Origin of the sequence: Sphingomonas quercus (assembly GCF_018863195.1) — a bacterium.
In the GTDB taxonomy this organism is placed as follows: domain Bacteria; phylum Pseudomonadota; class Alphaproteobacteria; order Sphingomonadales; family Sphingomonadaceae; genus Solisphingomonas; species Solisphingomonas quercus.
In genome coordinates, this window is the sequence record NZ_JAHKRT010000005.1 from 159,191 (window position 1) to 183,806 (window position 24,616).

The following is a 24,616-nucleotide window of genomic DNA, read 5'->3' on the forward strand; positions in this document are numbered from 1 at the left end:
GGAACTGGTGGGGGAACCGGCGGCTCCCCCACATCGAGCAAGGCAATCAGTAACGATAATGGTCGGGCTTGAACGGACCCTCGGGGGTGACGCCGATATAGGCGGCCTGCTTCTCGCTGAGCTTGCTGAGCTTCACGCCCAACTTGTCGAGATGCAGCGCGGCCACCTTCTCGTCGAGGTGCTTCGGAAGCACGTAGACCTTGTTCTCATACTGGTCGCCCTTGGTCCACAGCTCGATCTGCGCCAGCACCTGGTTGGTGAAGCTGGACGACATGACGAAGCTCGGATGGCCGGTGGCGTTGCCGAGGTTCACGAGCCGGCCCTTGGACAGCACAATGATCTGCTTGCCGTCCGGGAACTCGACGAGGTCGACCTGCGGCTTGATTTCCGTCCACTTGTAGTTGGACAGGCCGGAAATCTGGATCTCGCTGTCGAAATGGCCGATGTTGGAGACGATCGCCATGTTCTTCATGCCGGCCATATGCTCGGCGGTGATGACGTCCATGTTGCCGGTGGCGGTGACGAAGATGTCGGCGCGGGTCACCGCCTCTTCCATCGTCACCACTTCATAGCCCTCCATCGCCGCCTGCAGCGCGCAGATCGGGTCGATCTCGGTGACGAGCACGCGCGCGCCGCCGTTGCGGAGCGAGGCGGCCGAGCCCTTGCCGACATCGCCAAAACCGGCGACGCAGGCAACCTTGCCGGCCAGCATCACGTCGGTGGCGCGGCGGATGGCGTCGACCAGCGATTCCTTGCAACCGTAGAGATTGTCGAACTTCGACTTGGTGACGCTGTCGTTGACGTTGATCGCCGGGAAGGGCAGCTCGCCCTTCTTGGCCAGCGCGTAGAGGCGATGGACGCCCGTGGTGGTCTCTTCCGACACGCCCTTGATGGCGCGCACGGTCTCGGTGAGATAGCCGGGCCGGGCGGCGATGAACGCCTTGAGCGAACGCTGGAACTCGACCTCTTCGGCATTTTCCGGCTCGCCGAGCGTGCCGCCGGCCTCGAGCTTGGCGCCGAGCAGCGCGAACATGGTGGCATCGCCGCCATCGTCGAGGATCATGTTGGCCGTCTGGCCATCACCCCAATCGAAGATGTTCTGCACGTAATCCCAATATTCGGCGAGGGTCTCGCCCTTGATCGCGAACACCGGGATGCCGGCCGCGGCGATGGCGGCAGCGGCATGATCCTGGGTGGAGAAGATGTTGCACGTCGCCCAGCGCACCTCGGCGCCGAGCTCGACCAGCGTCTCGATCAGCACCGCCGTCTGGATCGTCATGTGCAGCGAGCCGGTGATGCGCGCGCCCTTCAGCGGCTTGGCGGCGCCGAACTCCTCGCGCAGCGCCATCAGGCCCGGCATCTCCGTTTCGGCGATGCGGATTTCGGCGCGGCCATAGTCGGCGAGGGCAATGTCGCGGACGACATAGTCGGTGAAGGTCGAGGCGGACTGGGTGGCCACGATATGCTCCCATATGGGGTGGAATTGGCCACGGGCCTTAGCCTCGCGGCAGCGGTGAGGCAAATATAAAGATTTCTTTATGTCATTATGTGGAAAGGCGAGCGTGGCCGTTCAAGCGTTCCCGCAATCGGCGGCGAGCAGCCGTGCGTCGATGCCGGTGGTGGCGAACGCGGCGGCCCAGCGCTCGGCGGCGGGGGTGTCGTAAAGAAGGCCGGTATCGCCTTCGACGTCGAACCAGCCGTGACGGGTCATCTCCTCCTCCAGCTGGCCGCCGCTCCACCCGGCATAGCCGAGCGCCACCACGAACTGGTCCGGCCCACGCCCCTCCGAGATGGCACGCAAGATGTCGAGCGTGCCGGTCAGCGCCCAGCGGCCATCGACGTTGAGCGTGCCCTCGCCTCGCCAGTCGAGCCCGTGCAGCACGAAGCCGCGTTGCGGCTCCACCGGCCCGCCGAGATGAACGGGCACGTCCGGCGCCTTGCCGGGGGGCAGCTCAAGCTGGGCGAGCAACAGGTGCAAGCCAAGGCGAGGCGCCACGCGGCCGATGCCGATGCCCAGCGCGCCATTGCCGTCATGCGCGCACATCGCGATCACCGCGCGCTCAAAGCGCGGGTCGCCGATCCCGGGCATCGCCAGCAGGAAGCGGCCGACGAGGAAAGACGCCGAATCCATCCACCCAGCATATGCCACGCTGCGCCCGCGGCAAGCCGCCGCGCACTTGCCCCCCGTCGCCGAAGCGTTATCGGGCGCCGGAGGCACTTTCAGGGCGAAGGATTCGGCGATGACGATCAAGGCTGGCGACGCGCTTCCGCAGACGACCTTCATGATCCCCGGCGACTCGGGGCCCGAGCCCCGCACCGCCGAGGCGCTGTTCAAGGGGCGCACCGTCGCGCTGTTCTCGGTGCCCGGCGCCTTCACGCCGACCTGCTCGGCGCGCCATCTGCCGGGCTTCATCGAGCAGGCCGGCGCGCTCAAGGCGGCCGGCGTCGACCTCATCGCCTGCACCGCCGTCAACGACGCCTTCGTGATGGGCGCCTGGAGCCGCGCGGCCGGCGCCGAGGGCATCACCATGCTCGCCGACGGCAATGGCGATTTCGTGCGCGCGCTGGGGCTGGAGATGGACGGCTCGAAATTCGGGCTGGGCATGCGCGGCAAGCGCTTCTCGATGCTGGTCGAGGACGGCGTGGTGAAAATCCTCAACGTCGAGGAGCCGGGCGCATTCGAGGTCAGCTCCGCCGACTATCTGCTCGGCCAGCTCTGAGGCGCGGGCATATGGCGGAACGGCCCCCCGAAACGGCGCCGGACGAGGACGAGGCGGCGGGCGCGGCGCGCAAGGCGGCGGCGGCGCTGGAGGGCGCCACGGTTGCCATCGAATCGCGCATCCGCCCGCTCGTCACCGCCGCGCTGGTCGGCGGGCTTACGGGCGCTGCCCTTGCGGGAGCTGCGCTCCTTGGTGGCCGGCTGCTTCGCCAGGCCAGGGGGCGGAAAAAGGCTCCCCCGCCAGCGTGACGCGATTGCGCCCGTCCAGCTTGGAGCGGTAAAGGGCGGCATCGGCCCGATCGAAGAGATCGCCGAGCCCGATATCGTCCGGGCGCAGGCTGGTGACGCCGAAGCTCGCGCTCAGCCGCACCCCATCGGTGCCGCTGTCGAGCGTGGCGAGGCCGCCGCGCAGCCGCTCGGCGACGTCCATCGCGGTGCAGGCGGGCGTGTTGACCAGCAGCAGCGCGAATTCCTCGCCGCCGATGCGGCTGACGATGTCGCCTTTGCGGATCGTGCTTTCCAGATAGGCAGCGAAGCGCTGCAGCGCGCGATCACCCGCGGCGTGGCCGAAATTGTCGTTGATGTGCTTGAAGCGATCGAGATCGGCGACGACCAGGCTGAGCGGATGGCCGTTGCGCCGCGTGTTGGCGATCGCCGCCTCCACCGCCTGGGTCAGGCCGCGCCGGTTCATGATGCTGGTCAGCGGATCGAGGATCGCCAGCCGCCGCATCTGCTCGGCAAGGTCGGCGGCCAGCAGGAACACCGAGAACAGTCCGAACGAGGAGTAGATCGCCGGCGTGCCGAGCAGGAGCAGCGATTGATAGGCGGCAACCGCCTGCGGCGAGGGATTCGACCCCTGCACGAACGCCAGCGCGCCGACGCCGACGTAGAAAGCGGCGAACACGAGCATCATCACGAAGGCCGAGCGCTCGGTCAGCGTCGCCCGCCAGCCGAGCCTGACCAGCGTCGAAGCGCCGGCGATCTGGGTCGCCGCCAGATAGATGGGAAACAGGCCGCGATCGATCGGCCCGCCCGGAGCGAGCAGGCTGCCGGCGATGCAGACGGCGGCGATGGCAGCGGCCACGGCCCAGATGGCCAGCGCGCGCGGCGCGAGCCCGGCGCGCTGGCGGAAGCCGACCATGATCAGCGTCGCAGAGATCGTGCCGAGGGTGAGGATGATGGGGCGGGCCGGGTAGAAGCCCACCCACCCCATCACCACCGTGAGATAGAGCAGCCACTCAATGCCGGCGGTACCGTAGCCGGCGGCCCAGGTCAGCGCGTGGCGCGGACGACCGAAGCTTGTCCACGCCACAGCGAGGACCGCCACCAGCACGATGCTGGTCACCAGCAGTGAGAAGAACACGAACACAGCCGGATGCATGGCCGGGCATTCCTGACTCACAAGTGTTGCGTCGCCAATCCGTCCTCCGGCCGATTCCGTCGACAAGAGGTCGCCCGCGGCCCGACCGATATTCAGGCCCTAACCCAAACCGGTATATGCGCAAAGTTCTTAAAGGATATTGCGCGCGAAATCCGCCAGTCACCAGCCGCACTGCCGGCCCTTGTTCTGCGTGCGCAGCCAGTCGAGCAATGGCTGAAAATAGGCAATCATCGCGGTGCCGTCGATCTCGCGCTTGCCGGTAAAGGCCTGCAGCGCGTCCGGCCAGGGTCTGGATTGCCCCATTGCCAGCATCGCGTTCAGCTTCTCGCCCACCGCCTTGTCGCCATAGAAGGAGCAACGGTGGAGCGGCCCCGTCCAGCCGGCCTGCGCGCAGGCCGCCTGGTAGAATTGGAACTGGAGGATGCGCGCCAGGAAATAGCGCGCATAGGGCACGCCGGCGGCGATGTGATATTTGGCGCCGGGATCGAAATCCTGCTCGCTGCGCTCCACCGGCGGCGTCACGCCCTGATATTGCAGTCGCAGCGAATCCCATGCGGCCGAATAGACGCCGGGCTTGATCGAGCCGTCGAACACGCCCCAACGCCATTTGTCCATCAGCAGCCCGAACGGCAGAAAGGCGACCTTGTCCATCGCCTGGCGCAGCAGCAGGCCGATATCCTTGTCGGCGCTGGGCACCTTTGCGGGATCGAGCAGCCCGATCTTCACCAGATAGTCGGGCGTGATCGACAGGGCGACGAAATCGCCGATCGCCTCGTGAAAGCCGTCGTTCGCGCCGTTCATGTAGAGGAACGGCTGGCGGTTGTAGGCACGTTGATAATAATTGTGGCCGAGTTCGTGATGGATCGTCACGAAATCGTCGGAATTGACCTTGGTGCACATCTTGATGCGCAGATCATCCTTGTTGTCGACGTCCCACGCGGAGGCGTGGCACACCACCTCGCGATCGCGCGGCTTGACGATCTGGGAATGCTCCCAGAAGCTCGCCGGCAGCGGGGCGAAGCCGAGCGAGGAATAGAAGCCCTCCCCCGCCTTCACCATCCTCACCGGATCATAGCCCTTGGCCTCGAGCAGCTGGCCGATGTCGTAGCCGAGATCGCCGGCGCCGGCGGGCGCGACGATATCGTAGATATTGCCCCATTCCTGCGCCCACATATTGCCGAGCAGATCGGCGCGGATCGGTCCGGTGGCGGGCTGTACCGCCTCGCCATATTTCTCGTTCAGCTTGGCGCGGGTGTAGCAATGGAGCTGCTCGTAAAGCGGACGGACCTGGACCCAGAGCCGGTCCATCAGCTTCGCGAACGCCTCCGGCGGCATATCATAGCCCGACCGCCACATCGCCCCCGCGTCGGCGAAGCCGAGTTCGCGCGCGCCCTTGTTGGTGATCTGGACGATCTGCATATAATCGCCACGCATCGGCTTGCCGACATTGTCGTGCCAGCTCTTCCACATCTCCTTGAGCTCGGCCGGGTTGCGGTCCGTGCCCATCTTGGCCTCGATGTCGGAGCCGTTGATCGGCTGGCCGCCGACCATTCCCTTGCCCTTGCCGTAGATCGAGGACAGGCGCGTCACCCGCTCGTTCAGCTCCTGCGCGGCGCCGGCGGTGGCGGGGGCCGGCAGCGTGATGCCGTTGCGCAGCAGATCGAGCTGGCGGCGGGTATCGGCGGACAGGCCCTTCGCCGTGGCATAGCGCGCGGCCTCCTTGGCGGCGCGGACCTGCAACTCGGTCAGCTCGCCGCCGACGCGCGCGTTCACCGCGTCGGTATCGTCGGTGATGTAGGTGTTGTTGATCCACGCGATCCGCGCCGCGTAGACGCCGAGGTCGGCCAGCTCCTTGCTGGTCCGCGCCACGAAGGCGTCGGCTTCGGCGGCGGTTGGCGCGCCGGAGGGACGCGCCTCGCCCTGGGCGGTGGCGGACGCGGCGAGCGACAGGCCCGCGGCGAGCGCGAGCGTAGAGACGAAACGCATTTTCATCGGGAGGCCATCCTCACGAAACAAGGTGATGAGCCACCGGAGCGCGTCCGCGCGCCGCCGTCAATCCCGGACGAGAAAGTCGCCGATGGCGCGGCCAAGTTCGGGCCGGGTCACCGCGCTCATGTGATTGCCGGGGATCGACTGGTAGCGCGCGTCCGGGATCGCCTCGGCGAGCGCCTCGGCCGATCCATTGTCATCGTCATCCTCGCCCGTCACCACCAGCAACGGCAGATCGAGCGCGGCCAGCGCCGCGCGACTGGTGTCGACGAAAGTCTCAAGGATGTTGAGCAGCGCCACCGGGTCCCCGCCGGTGGTCTTGAGGAATGCCTCGGTCAGCCACTCCGGCGTGCCGCGCTGGAAGCTGCCGAGATGGGTGAGGACATGGCGGAAATAGCCCCCGCGCCCGGCGGTGTTGACGATCCCGTCCAGCCCCATGCCACACAGCACCGCCCGCTCCGGCCGCGCGCCGGAGGCGAGCATGCGCAGGCTGGTGCGCCCGCCGAGCGAATAGCCGGCCAGATCATAATCCCCGGCGCCAAGGCCGAGATGGGCGACGAAGTCGAACCCGTCGTCGCGCAGCACGTCGGGCGGATAGGCGGCGAGATCATGCGGCTTGTCGCTGTCGCCATGGCCGCGCAGGTCCGGCATCAGCACCCGGATGCCGCGCGCGGCGATCGCGGCGGCATGGCCATATTTGATCCAGTTGACATAGGCCGTCGAGAAATAGCCGTGGATCAGAACCAGCGGGCGCCCCTCCCCCATCTCGCGCCAGGCGAGCCGGGTGCCGTCACGCGCGGTGAAGAAATTGACGGGAAGATCAGTCGGGGAGCTTGCCAACGGCGTTCATCCATCTGTCGACGAGCGGCTGATGCTCGTCCGAGCGCTTGCCCGGCAGCGCGCTGGTGTCGAGCCACGCATGCAAGGCGGACTCCATGGCGAAATGCTGGGTGGGGTGGAAAAATTGCGGCTCGTCGAACGAGCCGATGGTGAGGTCGATCCTGTCGCTGTCGAGATAGCGAAAGCCGAGCGGCGTGCCGCACCGGGCGCAGAACGGCCGCTCGGCGATCGGCGAGGAGCGATACCAGTCCGGCCCGCTCTCCCACTGAAGATCGGCCTGCGCGACGTTGGTGAAGGCGATGGATACGCCGCCCGTGGCGCGCCGGCACATCGTGCAATGACAGAGGTAGCCGGCGGGGTCGCGGATCGTCGCCGCATAGCGCGCGGCGCCGCATTGGCAGCCACCGCGCATGATCCTCGCCTCGGTCATGGCGCTGCTATGCCCGCACAAGGTTCACGGAACAAGCGCCGAGGCCGCCGGTTCTGCGGGGCGGAGATACTGTCTGGAGAGACCCCATGCGCACTGCCCTCGTGCTGATCGCCGCCCTAGGCCTTGCCGCCTGCGGCTCTCAGCCTGCCCAGAACAACACCGTCGCCGCCGACAACGGCATGACCGCCAACGCCATGGACGGCAACAGCGCCATGGCCGACGCCACCGCGCCGAGCGTCACCGCCAATGTGACCACCCCCGAGTTCGTCACCAAGGCCGCGATCAGCGACATGTACGAAATCCAGGCCGCTAAGGTGGCCCTCGATCGCAGCAAGTCGGCGGAGGTGAAGTCCTTCGCCCAGATGATGGTCACGGATCACACCGCCACCAGCGCCAAGGTGAAGTCGATCGTCACCAAGGACAAGCTCGATCCGCCGCCCGCCGCCCTTGACGAGGCCCATGCCAAGATGCTGGCCGACCTCAAGGCCGCCAAGGCCGAGGACTTCGACACGACCTATCTCGACCAGCAGACCACCGCCCATGGCGAGGCGCTGTCGCTGCTCCAGTCCTATGCCTCGGGCGGCGACAATGCCGACCTCAAGGCGTTCGCGACGGAAACCGCGCCGAAGGTGCAGATGCACCTCGACAAGGCCCGTTCGCTCGATCGCAGCGGCGCCGACGACAAGGCCGCAGCCAAGCCGGCGCAATAACGGGAATGTCCCGTTCGTCCACGGACGAACGGGCCCCCTTCCCGTTCGAAAACCCCTCGCCCTGAGCGGCTCTCGGCCTCTGCTCAGGGCGAACGGTTTCCGGAGCGGTTACGCCTACGCCGCCTTCTTGAGGTGGCGGCGGCCGAGCAGCTCGGCGATCTGGACCGCGTTGAGCGCGGCGCCCTTGCGCAGATTGTCCGAGACGCACCACAGCGACAGGCCGTTCTCGACGGTCGGGTCCTCGCGGACGCGGCTGACATAGGTCGCGAACTCGCCGACGCATTCGATCGGCGTGACATAGCCGCCATTCTCGCGCTTATCGACGAGCATGATACCCGGCGCCTCGCGCAGGATGCGCTGGGCATCGGCGGCGGAGATCTCGTTCTCGAACTCGATGTTGACGGCTTCGGAATGACCGACGAACACCGGAACGCGCACGCAGGTCGCGGTCAGCTTGATCTTCGGATCGAGGATCTTCTTGGTCTCGACGACCATCTTCCACTCTTCCTTGGTCGAGCCGTCGTCGAGGAAGGTGTCGATGTGCGGGATGACGTTGAAGGCGATCTGCTTGGTGAACTTCTTCGGCTCGGCCGGATCGCCGACGAAGATGTTGCGGCTCTGCTCGAACAACTCGTCCATGCCGGCCTTGCCGGCGCCGGACACCGATTGATAGGTGGCGACGACGACGCGCCTGATCGTCGCGGCATCGTGCAACGGCTTCAGCGCCACGACCAGCTGCGCGGTGGAGCAATTCGGGTTGGCGATGATGTTTCTGACGCGATAGCCGTCGATCGCCTCGGGGTTCACCTCCGGCACGATCAGCGGCACGTCCGGGTCCATGCGGTAGAGCGAGCTGTTGTCGATCACCGTGCAGCCGGCGGCGGCCGCCCGGGGCGCGTAGATCTTGGTCGCGTCGGAGCCGATCGCGAACAGCGCGATGTCCCAGCCCGTCCAGTCGAAATGTTCGATATTCTGGACCTTGAGCATGCGCCCGGTCTCGCCGAACTCGATCTCGTCGCCCTGGCTGCGCGAGGAGGCGAGCGCGGCGATGTCCGCGATCGGGAATTCGCGCTCGGCCAGGATGTTCAGCATCTCGCGGCCGACATTGCCGGTGGCCCCGGCCACCACGACACGATACGCCATCAGTTCATTCCAATCATCTTCTGGAGGCAAAAGAAAAGGGGCGCTGGCGGCCTTCCGCCACCCGCGCCCCTTGCTGACCTTTGATTTAGAAAGGTGTCAGGCGGACGCCTGGGTGGTTTCGCGACGCTCGGCAATACGCGCGGATTTACCGCGGCGGCCGCGCAGATAGTAAAGTTTCGCGCGGCGCACGACGCCCTTGCGCACCACCTCGATCGAATCGACGTTCGGCGAATAGAGCGGGAAGACGCGCTCGACGCCCTCGCCGAAGGAGATCTTGCGGACGGTGAAGCTGGAGCCCATGCCCTTGTTGGCGCGCGCGATGCACACGCCCTCATAGGCCTGCACGCGGGTGCGCTCGCCTTCCACGACCTTCACGCCGACCTTCAGCGTGTCGCCCGGGCGGAAATCCGGAATCGTCTTGGTCTCTTTGAACTGCGCGATGGCCTCGGCCTCGAGCGTCTGGATCAGGTTCATAACAACTCAGTCCCGTTCGTCGCCGCGCGCCAGAGGGCGGCCGACCCGAGCGCCCTCATGACGCTCCCAAAGGTCCGGCCGCCTTAGCCGTGTATCGCTCTCGGCCATCGACTTTCGCCAGGCCGCGATCCGCGCATGATCCCCCGATCGCAGCACTTCGGGGATCGTGCGCCCCTCCCATTCGACAGGGCGGGTATAATGGGGATATTCGAGCAGCCCCGTTTCGAAGCTCTCGTCATCCCCACTAAGGGCCGCGCCCATTACGCCGGGAAGCAGCCGAACGCAAGCGTCGAGCAGCACCAGCGCGCCCATTTCCCCGCCGGACAGCACATAGTCCCCGATCGATACCGGTTCGACCGGCCGCCCTTCGAAGATGCGCTCGTCGAAACCCTCGAACCGGCCGCAGAGGATCGTCACCCCGGCGCCGGCGGCGAGCGCGCGGACGCGAGCCTGCGTCAGGGGCGCGCCGCGCGGGCTCATCGCCAGCACCGGGCAATCCGGACGCGCGGCGAGCGCGTGATCGACGGCGCTGGCCAGCACGTCGACCTTCATCACCATCCCCGCCCCGCCGCCGGCCGGCGTATCGTCGACGGAGCGATGCCTGTCGGTGGCGAAGTCGCGGATCTGCACCGTATCGAGCGACCACCGCCCCTCGGCGAGCGCCCGCCCCGCGAGGCTGAGCCCAAGCGGGCCCGGGAACATTTCCGGATAAAGGGTAAGGACGGTGGCGGCGAACATGGCCGAGGGCGTTAGCGCAAGGTGGCCGCGCGGGACAGCGGGATTGCCCGTCCCCGCCTCACGCCCCAGCGTGACGAAAACGCGGCGGCCGTCAGGCGGCGAACGCCGCTTCCACCACCAACTTCTCCGCCGACCATTCGGGCACGGCATTGGGGTTCATCGGGATCATGAAGCGGCCGCCGCCGGGGCGCTCGATCTCGATCACGTCGCCCGCGCCGAAATTCTCGACCGCTACCACGACCCCCAGCGCCTCCCCGTCGGTCGAGACCGCCGGCAGGCCGAGCAGGTCGGCGTGGTAATATTCGCCCGGCTCCAGCGGCGGCAGCGCCGAGCGCGCTACCGTCAGCGCGGTACCCCGGAGCGCCTCGGCGGCGTCGCGGGTGGTGATCTCGGCGAAGCGCGCGACGGCGCCGTTCGGCCCCGGCCGCACGGACTTGAGCGTCAGTGTCCGGCCGTTCGCGTCGAGCGCGCGATAAGGGGCCAGATCATCGGTGAAGAGCTTCAGGCGCACGTCGCCCGCGATGCCGTGCGCGCCGATCACGGCCGCCAGCGTGACGGGGCGATCCGGGGCATTCGTCATGCGCGTCTCCTGCTCCACAGATGGTCCGCCGCCAGCGCGATCAGCGCGCCCAGGGCATAAGCGAGAAAGTCACCGGGCGAAAAGCTGGTGCCCAGGACGATCCGGGCAAGGCGATAGCTGCCGAGCCCGAGCCGGTCCGCGAGATGGATCGCCTGCCCGAACTCCATTGCCACGCGGAGCGTCGCGTGGACCAGCATCACCACCAGCACGTCGCCGAGCCAGGGCGCACGAAATCGTCATGCGCGAACAGCGCGATCACCGCTTCGATACCGAATAGCGCCAGCGCGGCAAGAGCATCGGGGAGGCGCGCCGTCAGAAGACGGCCCCGCCCCAAGGGACATCGTCATGCTGAACTTGCTTCAGCATCCACCCAGCCGCAAAGTCCGGAGTTCGCGGAGGACGGGACCTCGAAACAAGCTCCGGGTGAAGACCGAAGCAGGGGGCGCCCGCGATGTCGCGCCACCCTGCCCTCTCGTCTCCGAACGCTCAGGCCTCGGGGGTCGCTTCCTCGACGGCCTCGGCGATCACCGCCTCGGCCTCTTCCTGCTTCACCTCGGTTGCCTCAGCGGCGGCCTCGGCGGCCGCGGCGGCCTTGGCGGCGCGCTCCTCGGCGCGCTCCTTGGCCTTCTCGCCCGGGACGGCCTTGTTCGGGTTGTTGCGCGCAGCGCGCTCCTTCACGCCGGCGGCGTCGAAGAAACGGGCGACGCGGTCGGTCGGCTGGGCGCCGACGGACAGCCAATGCCTGGCGCGCTCGGCGTCGACGATGACGCGCTTCTCATCGTCCTTGGCGAGCATCGGATTGTAGGTGCCGATCTTCTCGATGAACGCGCCGTCGCGGGGCGAACGGGAATTGGCGACGACGATGCGGTAATAAGGACGCTTCTTGGCGCCGCCGCGCGACAGACGGATCGAAACGGACATTCTTCTTCCTTTCCAACGAATTCAGATAACGTGGTTATTTCTTGCCGAACTTGTCGAAGCCGGGGGGCAGGTTGCCGAGCCCGGGCAGGCCGGGAAGCTGGGGCGGAGCCGCCCCCATTCCCCCGCCGCCGCCGAGCAGGCCGCCGAGGCCGCCCATGCCGCCGCCACCGGCACCGCCGCCGCCACCGCCGAACATCCCGGCCAGCCCCTTGAGGCCGCCCATCTTCTTCAGCTTCTTCATCGCGCCGGCCATGTCCTGGTGCATCTTGAGGAGCTTGTTGACCTCCTGCACCGTGGTGCCGGAGCCCTTGGCGACGCGGATCTTGCGCTTGGCGTTGAGCAGCTCCGGCCGGGCACGCTCCTTCGGGGTCATCGAGCCGATCATCGCGTCCATGCGGACGAGGATGCGATCGTCGACCTGGCCATTGGCCATGGCGTTCTTCACCTGCTTCACGCCCGGCAGCATCGCGGCCAGGCCGGACAGGCCGCCCATGCGCTGCATCTGGGCAAGCTGGCCGCGCAGATCGTTGAGATCGAACTGGCCCTTCGCCATGCGCTGGGCGAGCTTCTCCGCCTCCTCGACCTTGATCGTCTCGGCGGCGCGCTCGACGAGGCTGACGACGTCGCCCATGCCGAGGATGCGGCCGGCGACGCGATCCGGCTGGAACGGCTCCAGCCCGTCGAGCTTCTCGCCGGTGCCGACGAACTTGATCGGACGGCCGGTGACGGCGCGCATCGACAGCGCAGCACCACCGCGCGCATCGCCGTCCATGCGGGTCAGCACGACGCCGGTCAGCGGGACCTGATCGGTGAAGCTGCGCGCGACGTTGACCGCGTCCTGGCCGGTCAGCGCATCGACGACGAGGAGGATTTCCTGCGGCTTGGCGACATCGGCGACGGCGCGCATCTCGTCCATCAGCGCCTGATCGACATGGAGACGGCCAGCCGTGTCGAGCATCAGCACGTCGAAGCCCTGCAGCTTCGCGGCCTGCATCGCGCGCCGTGCGATATCGACCGGCTGCTGGCCGGCGACGATCGGCAGCGTCGCCACCTCGGTCTGGCCGCCGAGCACCGCGAGCTGCTCCTGCGCGGCGGGGCGATAGACGTCGAGCGACGCCATCATCACCTTCTTGCCCGACTTCGCCTTGAGGCGGCGGGCGATCTTGGCGGTGCTGGTGGTCTTGCCCGAGCCCTGAAGGCCGACGAGCATGATCACCGCCGGCGGCGCCACGTCGAGTTCGAGGTCGGACGCCGCCGCGCCGAGCATCTCGACCAGCCCGTCATGGACGATCTTGACGACCTGCTGGCCCGGCGTGATCGACTTGAGGACGGACTGGCCGACCGCCTTTTCCGTGACCTTGTCGATGAAATCGCGGACGACGGGCAGCGCCACGTCGGCCTCGAGCAGGGCGATGCGCACCTCGCGCATGGCCGCGCGCACATCCTCCTCGGTCAGCGCGCCACGGCCGCGCAGACGGTCGAAAACGCCGCTTAGCCGATCGCTGAGACTGTCGAACATGCGCTTACTCCAATTGCGATCCACCCAACGCAAAACACGCCGGCGGACGAAAACTCGTCGGCCGGCGGGACGTCCCCGATTCGGGGCGCCTGCGGTTCGGGTCGTGCGGAACGACGGGCGGGCCTATAGGGGAAACCGACGGCCGGGGCAATGCGGATGACGCCCGCGGCGCGGACTGCCCGATTGGCCAGTGTCCTTGTTGGAAAATGTTCCTGAAATGTTCTCACCGCATGAGCGGGAGCGGAGCATGAACAACGACAGGGACTTCGGACCGGACAGAGAGCGGCGGAACAAGGCCTTCGGGTGGTGGCTGCGGACGGGGCGGTGGCCGGCCGCGGACATGCCGGATGAGATCTTGCTGGAAGATCGGGTGGAGAGGGCGGCGGCGATAAGGAGGTGGTTCCGCACGGTGATCTGACGCGGATTTATACGAATACGTTGATCGGGCAGATTCGGGCAGTCGATCCGTCTTACGGATTTGAGTCGCTCGGCTTTCCGACGACACTTCAGGGACAGATCAACCAGGTCAACGCCCTGCGCTTCGATCGCGCCGTGGTCTTGATGCGTAAAGAGGGCGAACTGCAACCAATGCAAACCGAGACATTACGCTTCATGCAAGAGAGTGCCGACATAGCCTACAAGGAGGGCTTGAGGCAGCTTCAAGCGGGCAAGCTGAACGTACGCCTTTCGGAGCAGGAGGCTCTGGGCAATTTCATTGACCGCGAAGTGAGGCGCGACTGCGGAGCCGCCTACGCGACTATGGCATTGATGAGGCGAGAAGCAACGTGGTGCGCGTGAACCGGCGGGAAGATTCTGTCAGCGAGGGCTCCTTTCGGCGACCGGATGCACGGGTCGGCAATATCGCCTTCGACGTGACACTGACACGAAAGACATTGGCGACGACACAGGTTCGCGGCTTCTTTGATGCCGACTTCAAACCTGATCATGTCATCATTACTCGTCCAACACAACTTGGCACTGAAAGCACATATATCATCAGCCGTCCGGAGGCGAGAAAATGACCCAGAAATTCAAAAGCTCCCTTCGTACCAACGCGATATATATACCAGCCACCCTCAGTGAGATTTATGATCTTCTTGGCTCGATGATGCTGCACGCCCCAACATTCATTGACAAAACAGGAGAATTTCCCGAGCGGAACATCGATAGCGAGTTTGCCATTCTGACCGAGTCTTTCGGCGTTGTTCATAAGAAGCTGGGAGAGGAGCGCTATCTGGCGCTGATGGACCTCGCCGCCAGGGCGAAGGCCTTGTTCGCCGCTGATCCCGAGGACAATAACGGCAAGACCGATCAGGGCTACAAGCTCCTGCACGAGATCGAGGACATCATCCAGTCCGTCCGTCGCCGCCGGGTCGTGACGAAGCAAAAGGATGACGAGGGCGAGGTCACGGGTGACTGATGCGCCCCTCCCGGCGCCTTTCCGGACCGCTGCCAGCTATATAATCACACGTCCGAAGAGCGGAAATGACCCAGAAATTCAGAAGCTCACTCCGTACCAACGAGATATATATTCCAGCCACGCTCAGCGAGATTTATGATCTTCTTGGCTCGATGATGCTGCACGCCCCAACATTCATTGACAAAACAGGAGAATTTCCCGAGCGGAACATCGATAGCGAGTTTGCCATTCTGACCGAGTCTTTCGGCGTTGTTCATAAGAAGCTGGGAGAGGAGCGCTATCTGGCGCTGATGGACCTCGCCGCCAGGGCGAAGGCCTTGTTCGCCGCTGATCCCGAGGACAATAACGGCAAGACCGATCAGGGCTACAAGCTCCTGCACGAGATCGAGGACATCATCCAGTCCGTCCGTCGCCGCCGGGTCGTGACGAAGCAAAAGGATGACGAGGGCGAGGTCACGGGTGACTGATGCGCCCCTCCCGGCGCCTTTCCGGACCGCTGCCAGCTATATAATCACACGTCCGAAGAGCGGAAATGACCCAGAAATTCAGAAGCTCACTCCGTACCAACGAGATATATATTCCAGCCACGCTCAGCGAGATTTATGATCTTCTTGGCTCTATGATGCTGCACGCTCCAACATTCATTGACAAAACGGAACGATTTCCGGAACGGAACATTGATAGCGAGTTTGCTATTCTGACCGAATCTTTTGGCGTTGTTCATAAGAAGCTGGGAGAGGAACGCTATCTGGCGTTGATGGACCTCGCCGCCAGGGCGAAGGCCTTGTTCGCCGCCGATCCTGAGGACACTAACGGCAAGACCGATCAGGGCTACAAGCTCCTGCACGAGATCGAGGACATCATCCAGTCCGTCCGTCGCCGCCGGGTCGTGACGAAGCAGAAGGACGACGAGGGCGAGGTCACGGGCGACTGATGCCCCCTCCCCGCGCCTTGGATCAGAATCGCGGGCTCGGGGAGCCGAAATGAACAATCGCTTCGGAAGCTCATATGGAAATGAGGATCCATATATCCCTCAAACCCTAAGCGAGATCTACGACCTCCTGGGTTCGATGGTTTTGAATGCACCGACCTTCACGGATGACACCGGATATTTTCCGGAACGGAATATAGGCAGCAGATTCCATCAGCTCACCGAGGGCTTCGGCATGGTCCGCGAGAAGGTTGGCGAGGAACACTACGCCGCGTTGATGGACCGGGCCGCCAGGGCGAAGGCACTCTTCGCCGCGGATCCCGAGGACGCGAATGGCAAGACCGATCAGGGGCGGCCGCTCCTGCACGAGATCGAGGACATCATCCAGTCCGTCCGTCGCCGCCGGGTCGTGACGAAGCAGAAGGACGACGAAGGCGAGGTCACGGGCGACTGATGCGCCCCTCCCCGCCCTCTGGTCGAATCAGAAACGCGACCCCGGCTCCGTAAGAAAGGCCAGCTCCGCCGGCGTGGAAGCCCGCCCGAGCGCCGCGTTGCGTTGGGGGAAGCGGCCGAAGCGCGCGATCTGGGCGGCGTGCGCGTGGGCCCATTGATCCTCGGCGCCGAACAGCCGGAGCGAGAGGAGCTGATCCTCCATCCGCTCGCTGTGCATGAACGGCATGTGGAGGAACTGGCGCTCCTCCTCTGTCATGCCCTCGCCCCAGCCCTTCGCCAGCGCCTCGCGCGCCAGCGCGCGGGCCAGCGGATCGGCCTGATAGGCGCGGGGATCGTCGCGGAACAGGTTGCGGGAGAATTGATCGAGCAGGATGATCGCGGCGAGCTGGGTGCGGGGCGATGCCCGCCAGCCGGCCGCGCGCGCCTGCCAGACCTGATCGCGCAGCGCGCCGAAACGGTCGCAGATCGCCGCGTCCAGCGCGCCCTCGCGGGCGAAGCGCCGCTCGGCCGGCGTCTCGACCAGCCAGAAGCGGATGACCGAATCGGCCTGCGCATGGACTTGTCCGTCCGCTGTCCCTAGATCGGCGCCCATGAACCGGCGGTTTCACAAGATGCACGGCCTTGGCAACGACTTTGTCGTCGTCGACGCGCGTGAGGACGGCTTCGCCTTCGACGCGGCCGGCGCCCGCGCGGTCGCCGATCGGCGCACCGGCGTCGGCTGCGACCAGCTGATCGTGGTCGGACCGGCGACCGGCGCCGATGTGTCGATGCGCATCTGGAATGCCGACGGCTCCGAGGTCGAGGCGTGTGGCAATGCGACGCGCTGCGTGGCGGCGCTGGTCGGGCGCGATTGCACGATCGATACGCCCGGCGGCCTGCTCCGCGCGACGCTGACCGGCGAGGGGGTGGCGGTGGATATGGGCGCGCCGCGCTTCGGCTGGAACGAAATTCCGCTCGCCTATGCGATGGACACCGCCGCGATGCCGGTTGGCTGGGGGCCGCTGGAGACGCCGTTCGCGGTCAATGTCGGCAATCCGCATGTCGTATTCTTCGTCGACGATGTCGAGGCGGTGCCGCTGGACGAGCTGGGCCGGGGGATCGAGACCGATCCACTGTTCCCCGAGCGCATCAACGTCAACATCGCGCAGGTCATCGACCGCCGCACCATCCGCTCCCGCACATGGGAACGCGGCGTCGGCCTGACGCGGGCCTGCGGCACCGGCGCCTGCGCCGTGGCGGTGGCGGCGATCGCCCGCAGGCTGGCGGACGGGCCGGTGACGATCCACCTGCCCGGCGGGCCGCTGGCGATCGACTGGACGCCGGGCGGCTCGATCCTGATGACCGGCCCCGCCACCCATGTCTTCACCGGCGAGCTTGACGCGGAGCTGCTCCGCGCATGAGCGGGCCGGAGCTGATCACGCTCGGCTGCCGGCTGAACTTCGCCGAAAGCGAGGCGATGCGCGCGGCGGCCGGGGCGCAGGACGACCTCGTCATCGTCAACAGCTGCGCGGTGACGGCCGAGGCGGTGCGCCAGGCGCGGCAGGAGATCCGGCGCATCGCGCGGCGGCGGCCGGAGGCGCGCATCGTCGTCACCGGCTGCGCGGCGCAGACCGAGCCCGAGACGTTCGCCGCGATGGCAGAGGTCTCGCGCGTCATCGGCAATGCGGAGAAGACGGACGCAGCCAGCTTCCTGCCGGCGCCGGAGCGGGTGCGGGTGTCGGACATCATGGCCGTGCGCGAGACGGCGCCGCATCTTGTCGCCGGCTTCTCGGATCGGGCGCGCGCTTTCGTCGAGGTGCAGAATGGCTGCGACCATCGCTGCACCTTCTGCATCATCCCCTATGGCCGCGGGAACAGCCGCTCCGTGCCGGCGGGCCTCGTCATCGACCGCATCAAGGCGCTCGTCGACGAGGGCTTTCAGGAGGTGGTGCTGACCGGCGTCGACGTCACCTCCTATGGGCCGGACCTGCCGGGGAACACCAATCTCGGGTCGCTGGTGGAGCGCATCCTGCGCCATGTGCCGGCGCTGCCGCGGCTCAGGCTGTCGTCGCTCGATTCGGTGGAGATCGACGAGCGGCTGTTCGACCTCGTCACTGGCGAGGCGCGGGTGATGCCGCATCTGCATCTGTCGCTTCAGGCGGGCGACGACATGGTCCTCAAGCGGATGAAGCGGCGGCACAGCCGGGCGCAGGCAGTGGCGACGGTCGCGCGGCTGAAGGCGAAGCGGCCGGAGATCGCCATCGGCGCCGACCTCATCGCCGGCTTCCCGACCGAGACGGAGATGATGGCGGCCAACAGCCTGGCGCTGATCGACGAGTGCGACATCGTGATGGGGCATATCTTCCCCTACTCGCCCCGCGCCGGCACGCCGGCGTCGCGCATGCCGCAGGTCAGGGGCGACGCGATCAAGGCGCGCGCGCGGGCGCTCCGCCAGGCGGCGGCGCGACGGCGGGCGGCGTGGCTGGCGACCCTGGTCGGCAGCGAGCAGCGCGTGCTCGTCGAGCGCGCAGACGGTCGCGGCCATGGCGAGAGCTTCGCCGAGGTACGGCTGCCGGCCGGCCAGCCGGTCGGCCGGATCGTGCCGGCGCGGATCACCGCCGTTTCTGACGACATGCTGATCGGCGAACCCTTGTGAGCGGCGCGCCGATGACGAAATCACGCCGTCATGCCGGACTTGTTTCAGCATCCGCTGCTCCGCGAGTTTCGACGTTCGTGGCCGGATGGAACCTGACACAGGTCCCGGCTGACGATGTGGGCGGGCAAATGGACCGCCCTCTGAGAAGTGCGATGCAAACGGGATTTGTGAATGGCGAGTGATCCGAGGAAGGGCTGGCACGAGCGGCTGTTCGGGGGCTTTTCCAAGACGTCGAGCCGGCTTGGCGACAATCTCGGCGGGCTGTTCGGGAAGGCCCAGCTTGATGCGGCGACGCTCGACGAGATCGAGGAGGCGCTGATCGCCTCCGACCTCGGCCCGGCGACTGCCGCGCGCATCCGCGAGCGGCTGGCGGCGGAGCGATTCCCGCTCGGCCTCAACGAGCATGCGCTGCGCGAGGTGATCGCGCGCGAGATCGCCGCGGTGCTGGCGCCGGTCGCGAAACCGCTGGAGATCGACGCCTTTCCCCGACCGCAGGTGATCCTCGTCATCGGCGTCAACGGATCGGGGAAGACCACGACGATCGCGAAGCTCGCCCATTGGCTGACCGAGCAGGATTACGGCGTGATGCTGGTCGCCGGCGACACGTTCCGCGCGGCCGCGATCGGCCAGCTCAAGGTCTGGGCGGAGCGGATCGGCGTGCCGATCATTTCGGGCGCGGAGGGCGGCGATGCCGCCAGCCTGGTGTTCGAAGGCGTCAGGCAGGGAACCGAGAAGGGCATCGACGTGCTGATCGTCGACACCGCCGGCCGGCTGCAGAACAAGGCCGGCCTGATGGACGAGCTGGCCAAGATCCGGCGCGTGCTCGGCCGGCTCAACCCGGCGGCGCCGCATAATGTGCTGCTCGTCCTCGACGCGACGACCGGGCAGAATGCGCTTTCCCAGATCGAGATTTTCGGCCGCGAGGCGGGTGTGACCGGCCTCGTCATGACCAAGCTGGACGGCACCGCGCGCGGCGGCGTGCTGGTCGCCGCTGCGGAGAAATTCGGCATGCCCATCCACGCTATCGGCATCGGCGAGGGGATCGACGACCTGCGTCCGTTCGACGCCGACGAACTCGGCCGCGCCATCGCCGGCGTCCGCGCATGAGCACGCCGCGCCCCCTCCCTGCCGGCATCCGCCTCGGTCTCGATTTCGGACCGCTGCTCGTCTTCTTCATCGCCAATTGGGCGGCACCGGTGGCCGCGCACCAGAAGGTGTTCGTGGCGACCGGCGCGTTCATGGCCGCCACCGCGCTGGCCATGATCATATCACGGGTGATGGGCGGCGGCATCTCGAAGATGCTGCTGTTCTCCGGCGTGATGGTGCTGGCCTTCGGCGGGCTGACGCTGTGGCTGCAGGACGACACCTTCATCAAGATGAAGCCGACCATCTATTATCTGATGGTCGCCGGCATCCTGCTGTTCGGCCTGTGGAGCGGGCGCCCGACGCTGCAGGTGGTGCTTGATTCCGCGCTGCCGGGGCTGACGGCACGCGGCTGGAGCCTGTTGTCGCGCAACTGGGCGCTGTTCTTCCTGGTGATGGCGGTGGCCAATGAGATGGTGTGGCGCTCGACGTCGACCAGCTTCTGGATCGGCTATAAATTATGGGGGGCGATGCCGGCGACGTTCATCTTCGCGCTGGCCAACATGCCGATGCTGATGCGCCACGGCATGAACCCCGACGCGGCGAAGGACGAGGCGGAGCATACCCCGCCGGTGGGGTGAGACGGGGGCCGCACAGCCGATAGCCGGTCGTGGCGCCTTATCGGCGAAGGAACTCCAGACGAAAAGGCCCGCCCCGGCGTCCCCGGGGCGGGCCTTTTCCTGTTCATGCCAGTCCGGGTCAGGCCGGCTGCTGGTCCGCGCGGCTGATGCCGGCGCCGTCGAGGTTCTGGGCGACGAAGTCCCAGTTGATGACGTTCTTCAGCACCTTCTCAGCGAAGTCGGGCCGGGCGTTGCGGTAATCGATGTAATAGGCATGCTCCCACACATCGAGGGTGAGCAGCGGCTTCATGCCCTCATAGACGACCGGCGTGTCGGCGTCGTGCAGCGAGGTGACCTTCAGCGCGTCGCCGTCCAGCACCAGCCACGCCCAGCCGCTGGCGAAGTGGCCGACGGCCTCCTCCTTCAGCTTGGCGAGCAGCGCGTCCTGGCCGCCGAACGCGTCGATCAGCTGGGCGAGCTTGCCCGAAGGCTGGGTGGCGCCGGCCGGCGCGAGGCACTGCCAGAAGAAGCTGTGGTTCCACACCTGCGCGGCGTTGTTGAACAGGCCCTTGTCGCCCTTGTCCTTGGCGAGCTTGATCACCTCGACCAGCGTCTTGCCGGCAAGGCCCTTTTCCGCCTCCCAGCCATTGACCTTGTCGACATAGGCCTTGTGATGCTTGCCGTGGTGATAATCGAAGGTCTCGGCGGACATTACGGGGTCCAGCGCGGTCTTCTCGAACGGCAGGGGCGGGAGGATGAAAGCCATGGGGACGACTCCTGTAGAGGGACGTTCTGGCGCTCCCTACCGCGTCCCCGGCGCCATTGTGCACCCCTTAATCGTTGTTGCGAGACGTTCTTAGCTGGCGGCCGCCCCCTCCCCCTCTCCGGTGCGCTCGAGGAGATTGTGCCGGCGCAGCGCGTGGCGGAGCTGATCATAGGTGAGACGCAGCGCCAGCGCGGTGGCGCGCTGGTTATGGCGACAGCGGACCAAAGCCGTTTCGAGCAGGCGACGCTCGTGGGCGGCGACGGCGGCGCGGAAATCGTCGCAGTCATAGCTGGGCTGGAGCGACGCGGGAGCCGCCCGCCCCGCCCCCGCCTCGGCCGGTACTGACGCGGATGCGGATGCCGGCCGCCATGGCGACAGGAACGGATCGAAGATGATCTCGGCGATAGGCTGCGCCGGATCATCCCAGCGATAGACGGCGCGCTCGACGACGTTGCGCAGCTCGCGGACATTGCCGGGCCAGTCATGCGCGATCAGCGCGGCGCCGGCCTCCCGCGAGAAGCCCGGCCAGCGCGGCCATTCCAGCTCGGCGGCCATGCGTCTGCCGAAATGCTCGGCAAGCACCTGCACGTCCCCCTCGCGGGCGCGAAGCGGCGGCAACGTCACCACCTCGAAGGACAGGCGATCGAGCAGATCGGGGCGGAAGCGGCCTTGATCGACCAGCGCGGGCAGATGCTCGTTGGTCGCGGCGACGATGCGCACGTCGACCCGGCTCGGGCGGGAGGAGCCGATGCGGGTGACCTCGCCATATTCGACGGCGCGCAGCAGCCGCTCCTGGGCGCCGGCCGAAAGGGTGGCCAGCTCATCGAGGAACAGGGTGCCGCCATCGGCCTCCTCGAAACGGCCGGCGCGGGCGCGGGTGGCGCCGGTGAAGGCGCCCGCCTCATGGCCGAACAGCTCCGCTTCGATCAGCGTCTCCGGCAAGGCGGCGCAGTTCATGGTGACGAGCGGGCCGGACCAGCGCGGCGACAGGCGATGCAGGCGCTCGGCGACCAGCTCCTTGCCGGTGCCGCGCTCGCCGATGACCAGCACCGGGCGGTTGAGCGCGGCGGCGCGGCTGACCCGTTCGACCGAGTCGAGAAAGGCCATGGACTGGCCGATGAACTGATTATCGCGATCCATGCCGAGATGTTGGTGCAATTCGCCAATGTTTCGCAAGCGCAGAATCTCGGCGCCATGGGGCGCTTTCAATAAGCGACTGAAATTCCGCCTATCTTCAATTTGGCACGGCTCCTGCAATGCCCTGGACAACCGGCACGACCGGGATGGGGATCAACGATTTTTCAGAGGAAAGCCGCCATGTTCGACATCACCAAGACTGAATTCCGCCGCACCGCCACCGCGCTGGTTGGCGCCGCCATCTTCTCCACTGCCGCGCTGGTCGCCGCGGTCGGCCCGGCCCGCGCCGCGGCGCCGGCCACCACCGACGCCTGGAAGGCGACGGTCGAGAGCCGGCTGACCGACAATCTCGTCACCGTGCGCCACTCGGCCGGCCTCGATCGCCATGCCATCGCCACGGTGCTGGTCGACGTCGACGGCACCGGCCGCGTTACCGACGTACAGATGCTGCGCTCGTCCGGCTCGGCCGGGCTCGACAAGCAGGCGCTGCGCCGCGCCCGCACCGTCGATTTCCCGGCGACGCCCTCGGGCAAGGCCGTCCATGTCCAGATGAACCTGATCTTCGGCCGCAGCGAGGCCGCCATCGCGCGCGCCCGGGCCGAGCTTGCCCGTCCGGCAGCCTATGCGTCGAAATCCGTCGACGGTTCGTCGAATTCCGCTGGCCAGCCGGCGCCCAGGGCCGGGATGTGATCCGTCCGGCCGGGCCGCTGACCGACGAACCTCGGCAGCGGCCAGGGCTCCCGGTTCATACGAGGAGTTGGCGATATTTCCCAACTGTTCGCGAAATCAGGCGCCCGGCCGGCATGGCACTTCCCAGGCAAGACATTGATTTCAGATGATTTCCCGTTTGGCACGGCTCCTGCAGTAGCTTTCGCATAGGTCGGACATCCGGCGACCGGACGGGAAGAAAAGGAAGAAGGCCATGTTCGATATCGCCAGCTCCCAACTCCGCCATGTCGCCGCCGTCCGGCAGGCCGGGAAGGCCGGGATGTGATCCGCCCGGCCGACTGCTATGATGCCGGGGTGGAGCGCGCCTCGCCCCGGCGCTCGAACGGACATAAGGAGTGACCGATGGGAATTTTTTCCCGCACCCGTGACATCATCGCCGCCAACATGGCGGATCTGCTGGATCGGTCTGAGGATCCGGCGAAGATGATCCGCATGATCATCCTCGAGATGGAGGAGACGCTGGTCGAGGTGCGCGCATCGGCCGCCCGGACGATCGCCGACCAGAAGGAGATGCGCCGCCACGTCGCCAAGCTCGAACGGCTCCAGGCGAGCTGGACCGAGAAGGCCGAGCTGGCGCTGAGCAAGGATCGCGAGGACCTCGCCAAGGCGGCGCTCGTCGAGAAGCAGAAGGCGGCCGACATGGCCGAGCAGCTCGGCGCCGAGATCAACGTGCTCGACGACGCGCTGCGCGCCGCCGAGGGCGACATCACCAAGCTTCAGAACAAGCTGCGCGAGGCGCGCGCCAAGCAGAACGCGATCATGACCCGGATCGAGAGCGCCCATAACCGGGAGCGGATGCGGGAAATGTATGCCGGCTCCAAGGTGGAGGAGGCGTTCAGCCGCTTCGACGTGCTCGAGCGCCGTGCCGATTTCGCCGAGGGTCGCGCCGACGCGCTGTCGCTGGGCGGGCCGGTAAAGAGCCTCGAGGAGGAGATCGCGGAGCTGAAGGCATCCGAAAAGGTCGACGCCGAGCTTGAGGCACTGAAGGCGCGATTCCGTCGTCCCATCGAAAAGAAGACCGAGGAATAAGCCATGGAGGACGTCGTGGTCCCAATCGCGATCTGCGGGTTCCTGTTCATCGGGCTGCCGTGGCTGATCTTCCACTATGTCACCCAGTGGAAGAAGGGCGGCGCGCTGACCATCGAGGACGAGCGGCTGCTCGACGAGATGCACGATCTCGCCCGCCGGCTGTCCGAGCGGCTCGACACTATCGAGCGGATCGTCGCCGCCGATAACCCCGGCTTTCGCCCCGGCGCCGCGCGGCCCGAGGAGAGCTTCACCGCCGCGCTCGCCAACGAGCGCCGCATCCAGCGCGAGGACGAGTTGCTGAGCGATCGCGACACTCGCGACAAGGATGCCGGCGCCCGTTTCCGCCAGCGCTGAGCCATCGACACGAGG

General features: G+C 66.7%; 32 protein-coding genes. 16 read left to right on the forward strand and 16 right to left on the reverse strand.

Features of this window, described 5'->3' with window-relative positions; all coding sequences use genetic code 11:
- Positions 1–46 precede the first annotated feature (46 nt).
- Entirely contained in the window at positions 47–1,459 is a 1,413-nt protein-coding gene (gene ahcY / locus KOF26_RS10765; RefSeq protein ID WP_216324425.1) for an adenosylhomocysteinase, read from the reverse strand.
- 111 nt (positions 1,460–1,570) lie between these two features.
- Positions 1,571–2,131, reverse strand: coding sequence for a YqgE/AlgH family protein (locus KOF26_RS10770; RefSeq protein ID WP_216324429.1), 561 nt, complete (start codon positions 2,129–2,131; stop codon positions 1,571–1,573).
- 109 nt (positions 2,132–2,240) lie between these two features.
- Between KOF26_RS10770 and KOF26_RS10775 the strand changes: the two genes are divergently transcribed.
- Positions 2,241–2,720, forward strand: coding sequence for a peroxiredoxin (locus KOF26_RS10775; RefSeq protein WP_216324432.1), 480 nt, complete (start codon positions 2,241–2,243; stop codon positions 2,718–2,720).
- Between the two features lie 156 nt (positions 2,721–2,876).
- On the opposite strand, the gene KOF26_RS10780 is transcribed toward KOF26_RS10775, so the two are convergent.
- The 4 genes from KOF26_RS10780 to KOF26_RS10795 all read right to left on the reverse strand — a co-directional run bounded on the left by KOF26_RS10780 (position 2,877) and on the right by KOF26_RS10795 (position 7,359).
- On the reverse strand, positions 2,877–4,100 hold the full coding sequence (locus tag KOF26_RS10780) for a GGDEF domain-containing protein (RefSeq protein ID WP_216324436.1): 1,224 nt from the start codon (positions 4,098–4,100) through the stop codon (positions 2,877–2,879).
- Between the two features lie 159 nt (positions 4,101–4,259).
- Complete coding sequence (locus KOF26_RS10785; protein ID WP_435876852.1) at positions 4,260–6,086, reverse strand: M2 family metallopeptidase; 1,827 nt, start codon at positions 6,084–6,086, stop codon at positions 4,260–4,262.
- A gap of 66 nt (positions 6,087–6,152) precedes the next feature.
- A complete protein-coding gene (locus tag KOF26_RS10790) occupies positions 6,153–6,929 on the reverse strand; it encodes an alpha/beta fold hydrolase (protein WP_216324442.1) in 777 nt (258 codons plus the stop codon).
- Positions 6,910–7,359: a GFA family protein gene (locus KOF26_RS10795; protein ID WP_216324445.1), complete on the reverse strand. Its 450-nt coding sequence runs from the start codon at positions 7,357–7,359 to the stop codon at positions 6,910–6,912. Before KOF26_RS10795 ends, KOF26_RS10790 begins: the two co-directional genes overlap by 20 nt.
- Positions 7,360–7,445: 86 nt before the next feature.
- Here KOF26_RS10795 and KOF26_RS10800 point away from each other — a divergent pair, with 86 nt between their 5' ends.
- Positions 7,446–8,069: a DUF4142 domain-containing protein gene (locus tag KOF26_RS10800; RefSeq protein WP_216324448.1), complete on the forward strand. Its 624-nt coding sequence runs from the start codon at positions 7,446–7,448 to the stop codon at positions 8,067–8,069.
- A gap of 114 nt (positions 8,070–8,183) precedes the next feature.
- Here the strand turns inward: KOF26_RS10800 and KOF26_RS10805 are convergent, their stop codons facing one another.
- From KOF26_RS10805 to ffh, 7 genes are all read right to left on the reverse strand, one after another.
- Complete coding sequence (locus tag KOF26_RS10805) at positions 8,184–9,212, reverse strand: aspartate-semialdehyde dehydrogenase (RefSeq protein WP_216324450.1); 1,029 nt, start codon at positions 9,210–9,212, stop codon at positions 8,184–8,186.
- A gap of 96 nt (positions 9,213–9,308) precedes the next feature.
- Positions 9,309–9,686, reverse strand: coding sequence for a 50S ribosomal protein L19 (rplS, locus tag KOF26_RS10810; protein WP_216324454.1), 378 nt, complete (start codon positions 9,684–9,686; stop codon positions 9,309–9,311).
- Between the two features lie 6 nt (positions 9,687–9,692).
- Complete coding sequence (gene trmD, locus KOF26_RS10815) at positions 9,693–10,424, reverse strand: tRNA (guanosine(37)-N1)-methyltransferase TrmD (protein ID WP_216324457.1); 732 nt, start codon at positions 10,422–10,424, stop codon at positions 9,693–9,695.
- A gap of 91 nt (positions 10,425–10,515) precedes the next feature.
- Positions 10,516–11,004: a ribosome maturation factor RimM gene (gene rimM, locus KOF26_RS10820; RefSeq protein ID WP_216324460.1), complete on the reverse strand. Its 489-nt coding sequence runs from the start codon at positions 11,002–11,004 to the stop codon at positions 10,516–10,518.
- Positions 11,001–11,201 (reverse strand): DUF2809 domain-containing protein, encoded by a 201-nt coding sequence (locus KOF26_RS10825; protein ID WP_216324463.1) that lies wholly within the window; start codon positions 11,199–11,201, stop codon positions 11,001–11,003. The genes rimM and KOF26_RS10825 overlap by 4 nt, the downstream gene beginning before the upstream one ends.
- A gap of 289 nt (positions 11,202–11,490) precedes the next feature.
- Positions 11,491–11,925 carry a 30S ribosomal protein S16 gene (gene rpsP, locus KOF26_RS10830; RefSeq protein ID WP_216324466.1) on the reverse strand — a complete coding sequence of 145 codons (435 nt, stop codon included), beginning with the start codon at positions 11,923–11,925 and terminating at the stop codon, positions 11,491–11,493.
- Positions 11,926–11,959: 34 nt separating this feature from the next.
- A complete protein-coding gene (ffh, locus tag KOF26_RS10835; RefSeq protein WP_216324469.1) occupies positions 11,960–13,444 on the reverse strand; it encodes a signal recognition particle protein in 1,485 nt (494 codons plus the stop codon).
- Positions 13,445–13,691: 247 nt separating this feature from the next.
- On the opposite strand from ffh, the gene KOF26_RS10840 reads away from it, so the two are divergent.
- The 7 genes from KOF26_RS10840 (at position 13,692) to KOF26_RS10865 (ending at position 16,249) form a co-directional block, all read left to right on the forward strand.
- A complete protein-coding gene (locus KOF26_RS10840) occupies positions 13,692–13,862 on the forward strand; it encodes a hypothetical protein (protein WP_216324472.1) in 171 nt (56 codons plus the stop codon).
- Between the two features lie 20 nt (positions 13,863–13,882).
- Positions 13,883–14,242 (forward strand): hypothetical protein, encoded by a 360-nt coding sequence (locus KOF26_RS17150; RefSeq protein ID WP_253201345.1) that lies wholly within the window; start codon positions 13,883–13,885, stop codon positions 14,240–14,242.
- Positions 14,230–14,466: a hypothetical protein gene (locus tag KOF26_RS17155; protein ID WP_253201346.1), complete on the forward strand. Its 237-nt coding sequence runs from the start codon at positions 14,230–14,232 to the stop codon at positions 14,464–14,466. Before KOF26_RS17150 ends, KOF26_RS17155 begins: the two co-directional genes overlap by 13 nt.
- Positions 14,463–14,864, forward strand: coding sequence for a hypothetical protein (locus KOF26_RS10850; protein WP_216324475.1), 402 nt, complete (start codon positions 14,463–14,465; stop codon positions 14,862–14,864). The genes KOF26_RS17155 and KOF26_RS10850 overlap by 4 nt, the downstream gene beginning before the upstream one ends.
- 65 nt (positions 14,865–14,929) lie before the next feature.
- Positions 14,930–15,331 (forward strand): hypothetical protein, encoded by a 402-nt coding sequence (locus KOF26_RS10855; RefSeq protein WP_216324478.1) that lies wholly within the window; start codon positions 14,930–14,932, stop codon positions 15,329–15,331.
- 65 nt (positions 15,332–15,396) lie between these two features.
- A complete protein-coding gene (locus tag KOF26_RS10860; RefSeq protein WP_216324481.1) occupies positions 15,397–15,798 on the forward strand; it encodes a hypothetical protein in 402 nt (133 codons plus the stop codon).
- 49 nt (positions 15,799–15,847) lie between these two features.
- On the forward strand, positions 15,848–16,249 hold the full coding sequence (locus tag KOF26_RS10865) for a hypothetical protein (protein ID WP_216324484.1): 402 nt from the start codon (positions 15,848–15,850) through the stop codon (positions 16,247–16,249).
- 27 nt (positions 16,250–16,276) lie between these two features.
- On the opposite strand, the gene KOF26_RS10870 is transcribed toward KOF26_RS10865, so the two are convergent.
- Complete coding sequence (locus KOF26_RS10870; RefSeq protein ID WP_216324486.1) at positions 16,277–16,840, reverse strand: DUF924 family protein; 564 nt, start codon at positions 16,838–16,840, stop codon at positions 16,277–16,279.
- Between KOF26_RS10870 and dapF the strand changes: the two genes are divergently transcribed.
- From dapF to KOF26_RS10890, 4 genes are all read left to right on the forward strand, one after another.
- Positions 16,839–17,648 (forward strand): diaminopimelate epimerase, encoded by an 810-nt coding sequence (gene dapF / locus KOF26_RS10875; protein ID WP_216324488.1) that lies wholly within the window; start codon positions 16,839–16,841, stop codon positions 17,646–17,648. The two genes, KOF26_RS10870 and dapF, sit on opposite strands and share 2 nt — an antisense overlap.
- Positions 17,645–18,883: a tRNA (N(6)-L-threonylcarbamoyladenosine(37)-C(2))-methylthiotransferase MtaB gene (mtaB, locus tag KOF26_RS10880; RefSeq protein WP_216324490.1), complete on the forward strand. Its 1,239-nt coding sequence runs from the start codon at positions 17,645–17,647 to the stop codon at positions 18,881–18,883. The genes dapF and mtaB overlap by 4 nt, the downstream gene beginning before the upstream one ends.
- Positions 18,884–19,054: 171 nt before the next feature.
- Positions 19,055–19,990, forward strand: coding sequence for a signal recognition particle-docking protein FtsY (ftsY, locus tag KOF26_RS10885; RefSeq protein WP_216324492.1), 936 nt, complete (start codon positions 19,055–19,057; stop codon positions 19,988–19,990).
- A complete protein-coding gene (locus KOF26_RS10890) occupies positions 19,987–20,607 on the forward strand; it encodes a septation protein A (RefSeq protein ID WP_216324494.1) in 621 nt (206 codons plus the stop codon). The genes ftsY and KOF26_RS10890 overlap by 4 nt, the downstream gene beginning before the upstream one ends.
- A gap of 118 nt (positions 20,608–20,725) precedes the next feature.
- Here the strand turns inward: KOF26_RS10890 and KOF26_RS10895 are convergent, their stop codons facing one another.
- Positions 20,726–21,352 (reverse strand): superoxide dismutase, encoded by a 627-nt coding sequence (locus tag KOF26_RS10895; RefSeq protein WP_216324496.1) that lies wholly within the window; start codon positions 21,350–21,352, stop codon positions 20,726–20,728.
- A 90-nt stretch (positions 21,353–21,442) separates the two neighbouring features.
- The gene (gene pspF / locus KOF26_RS10900) at positions 21,443–22,492 is read right to left on the reverse strand and encodes a phage shock protein operon transcriptional activator (protein WP_216324499.1); all 1,050 of its coding nucleotides are present in this window, start codon (positions 22,490–22,492) and stop codon (positions 21,443–21,445) included.
- A gap of 177 nt (positions 22,493–22,669) precedes the next feature.
- Here pspF and KOF26_RS10905 point away from each other — a divergent pair, with 177 nt between their 5' ends.
- The 3 genes from KOF26_RS10905 to pspB all read left to right on the forward strand — a co-directional run bounded on the left by KOF26_RS10905 (position 22,670) and on the right by pspB (position 24,601).
- Complete coding sequence (locus tag KOF26_RS10905; RefSeq protein ID WP_216324502.1) at positions 22,670–23,179, forward strand: energy transducer TonB family protein; 510 nt, start codon at positions 22,670–22,672, stop codon at positions 23,177–23,179.
- A gap of 381 nt (positions 23,180–23,560) precedes the next feature.
- The gene (pspA, locus tag KOF26_RS10910) at positions 23,561–24,247 is read left to right on the forward strand and encodes a phage shock protein PspA (protein WP_216324505.1); all 687 of its coding nucleotides are present in this window, start codon (positions 23,561–23,563) and stop codon (positions 24,245–24,247) included.
- A gap of 3 nt (positions 24,248–24,250) precedes the next feature.
- Positions 24,251–24,601, forward strand: a complete 351-nt coding sequence (gene pspB / locus KOF26_RS10915) for an envelope stress response membrane protein PspB (RefSeq protein ID WP_216324508.1) — start codon at positions 24,251–24,253, stop codon at positions 24,599–24,601.
- Positions 24,602–24,616: the final 15 nt, after the last annotated feature.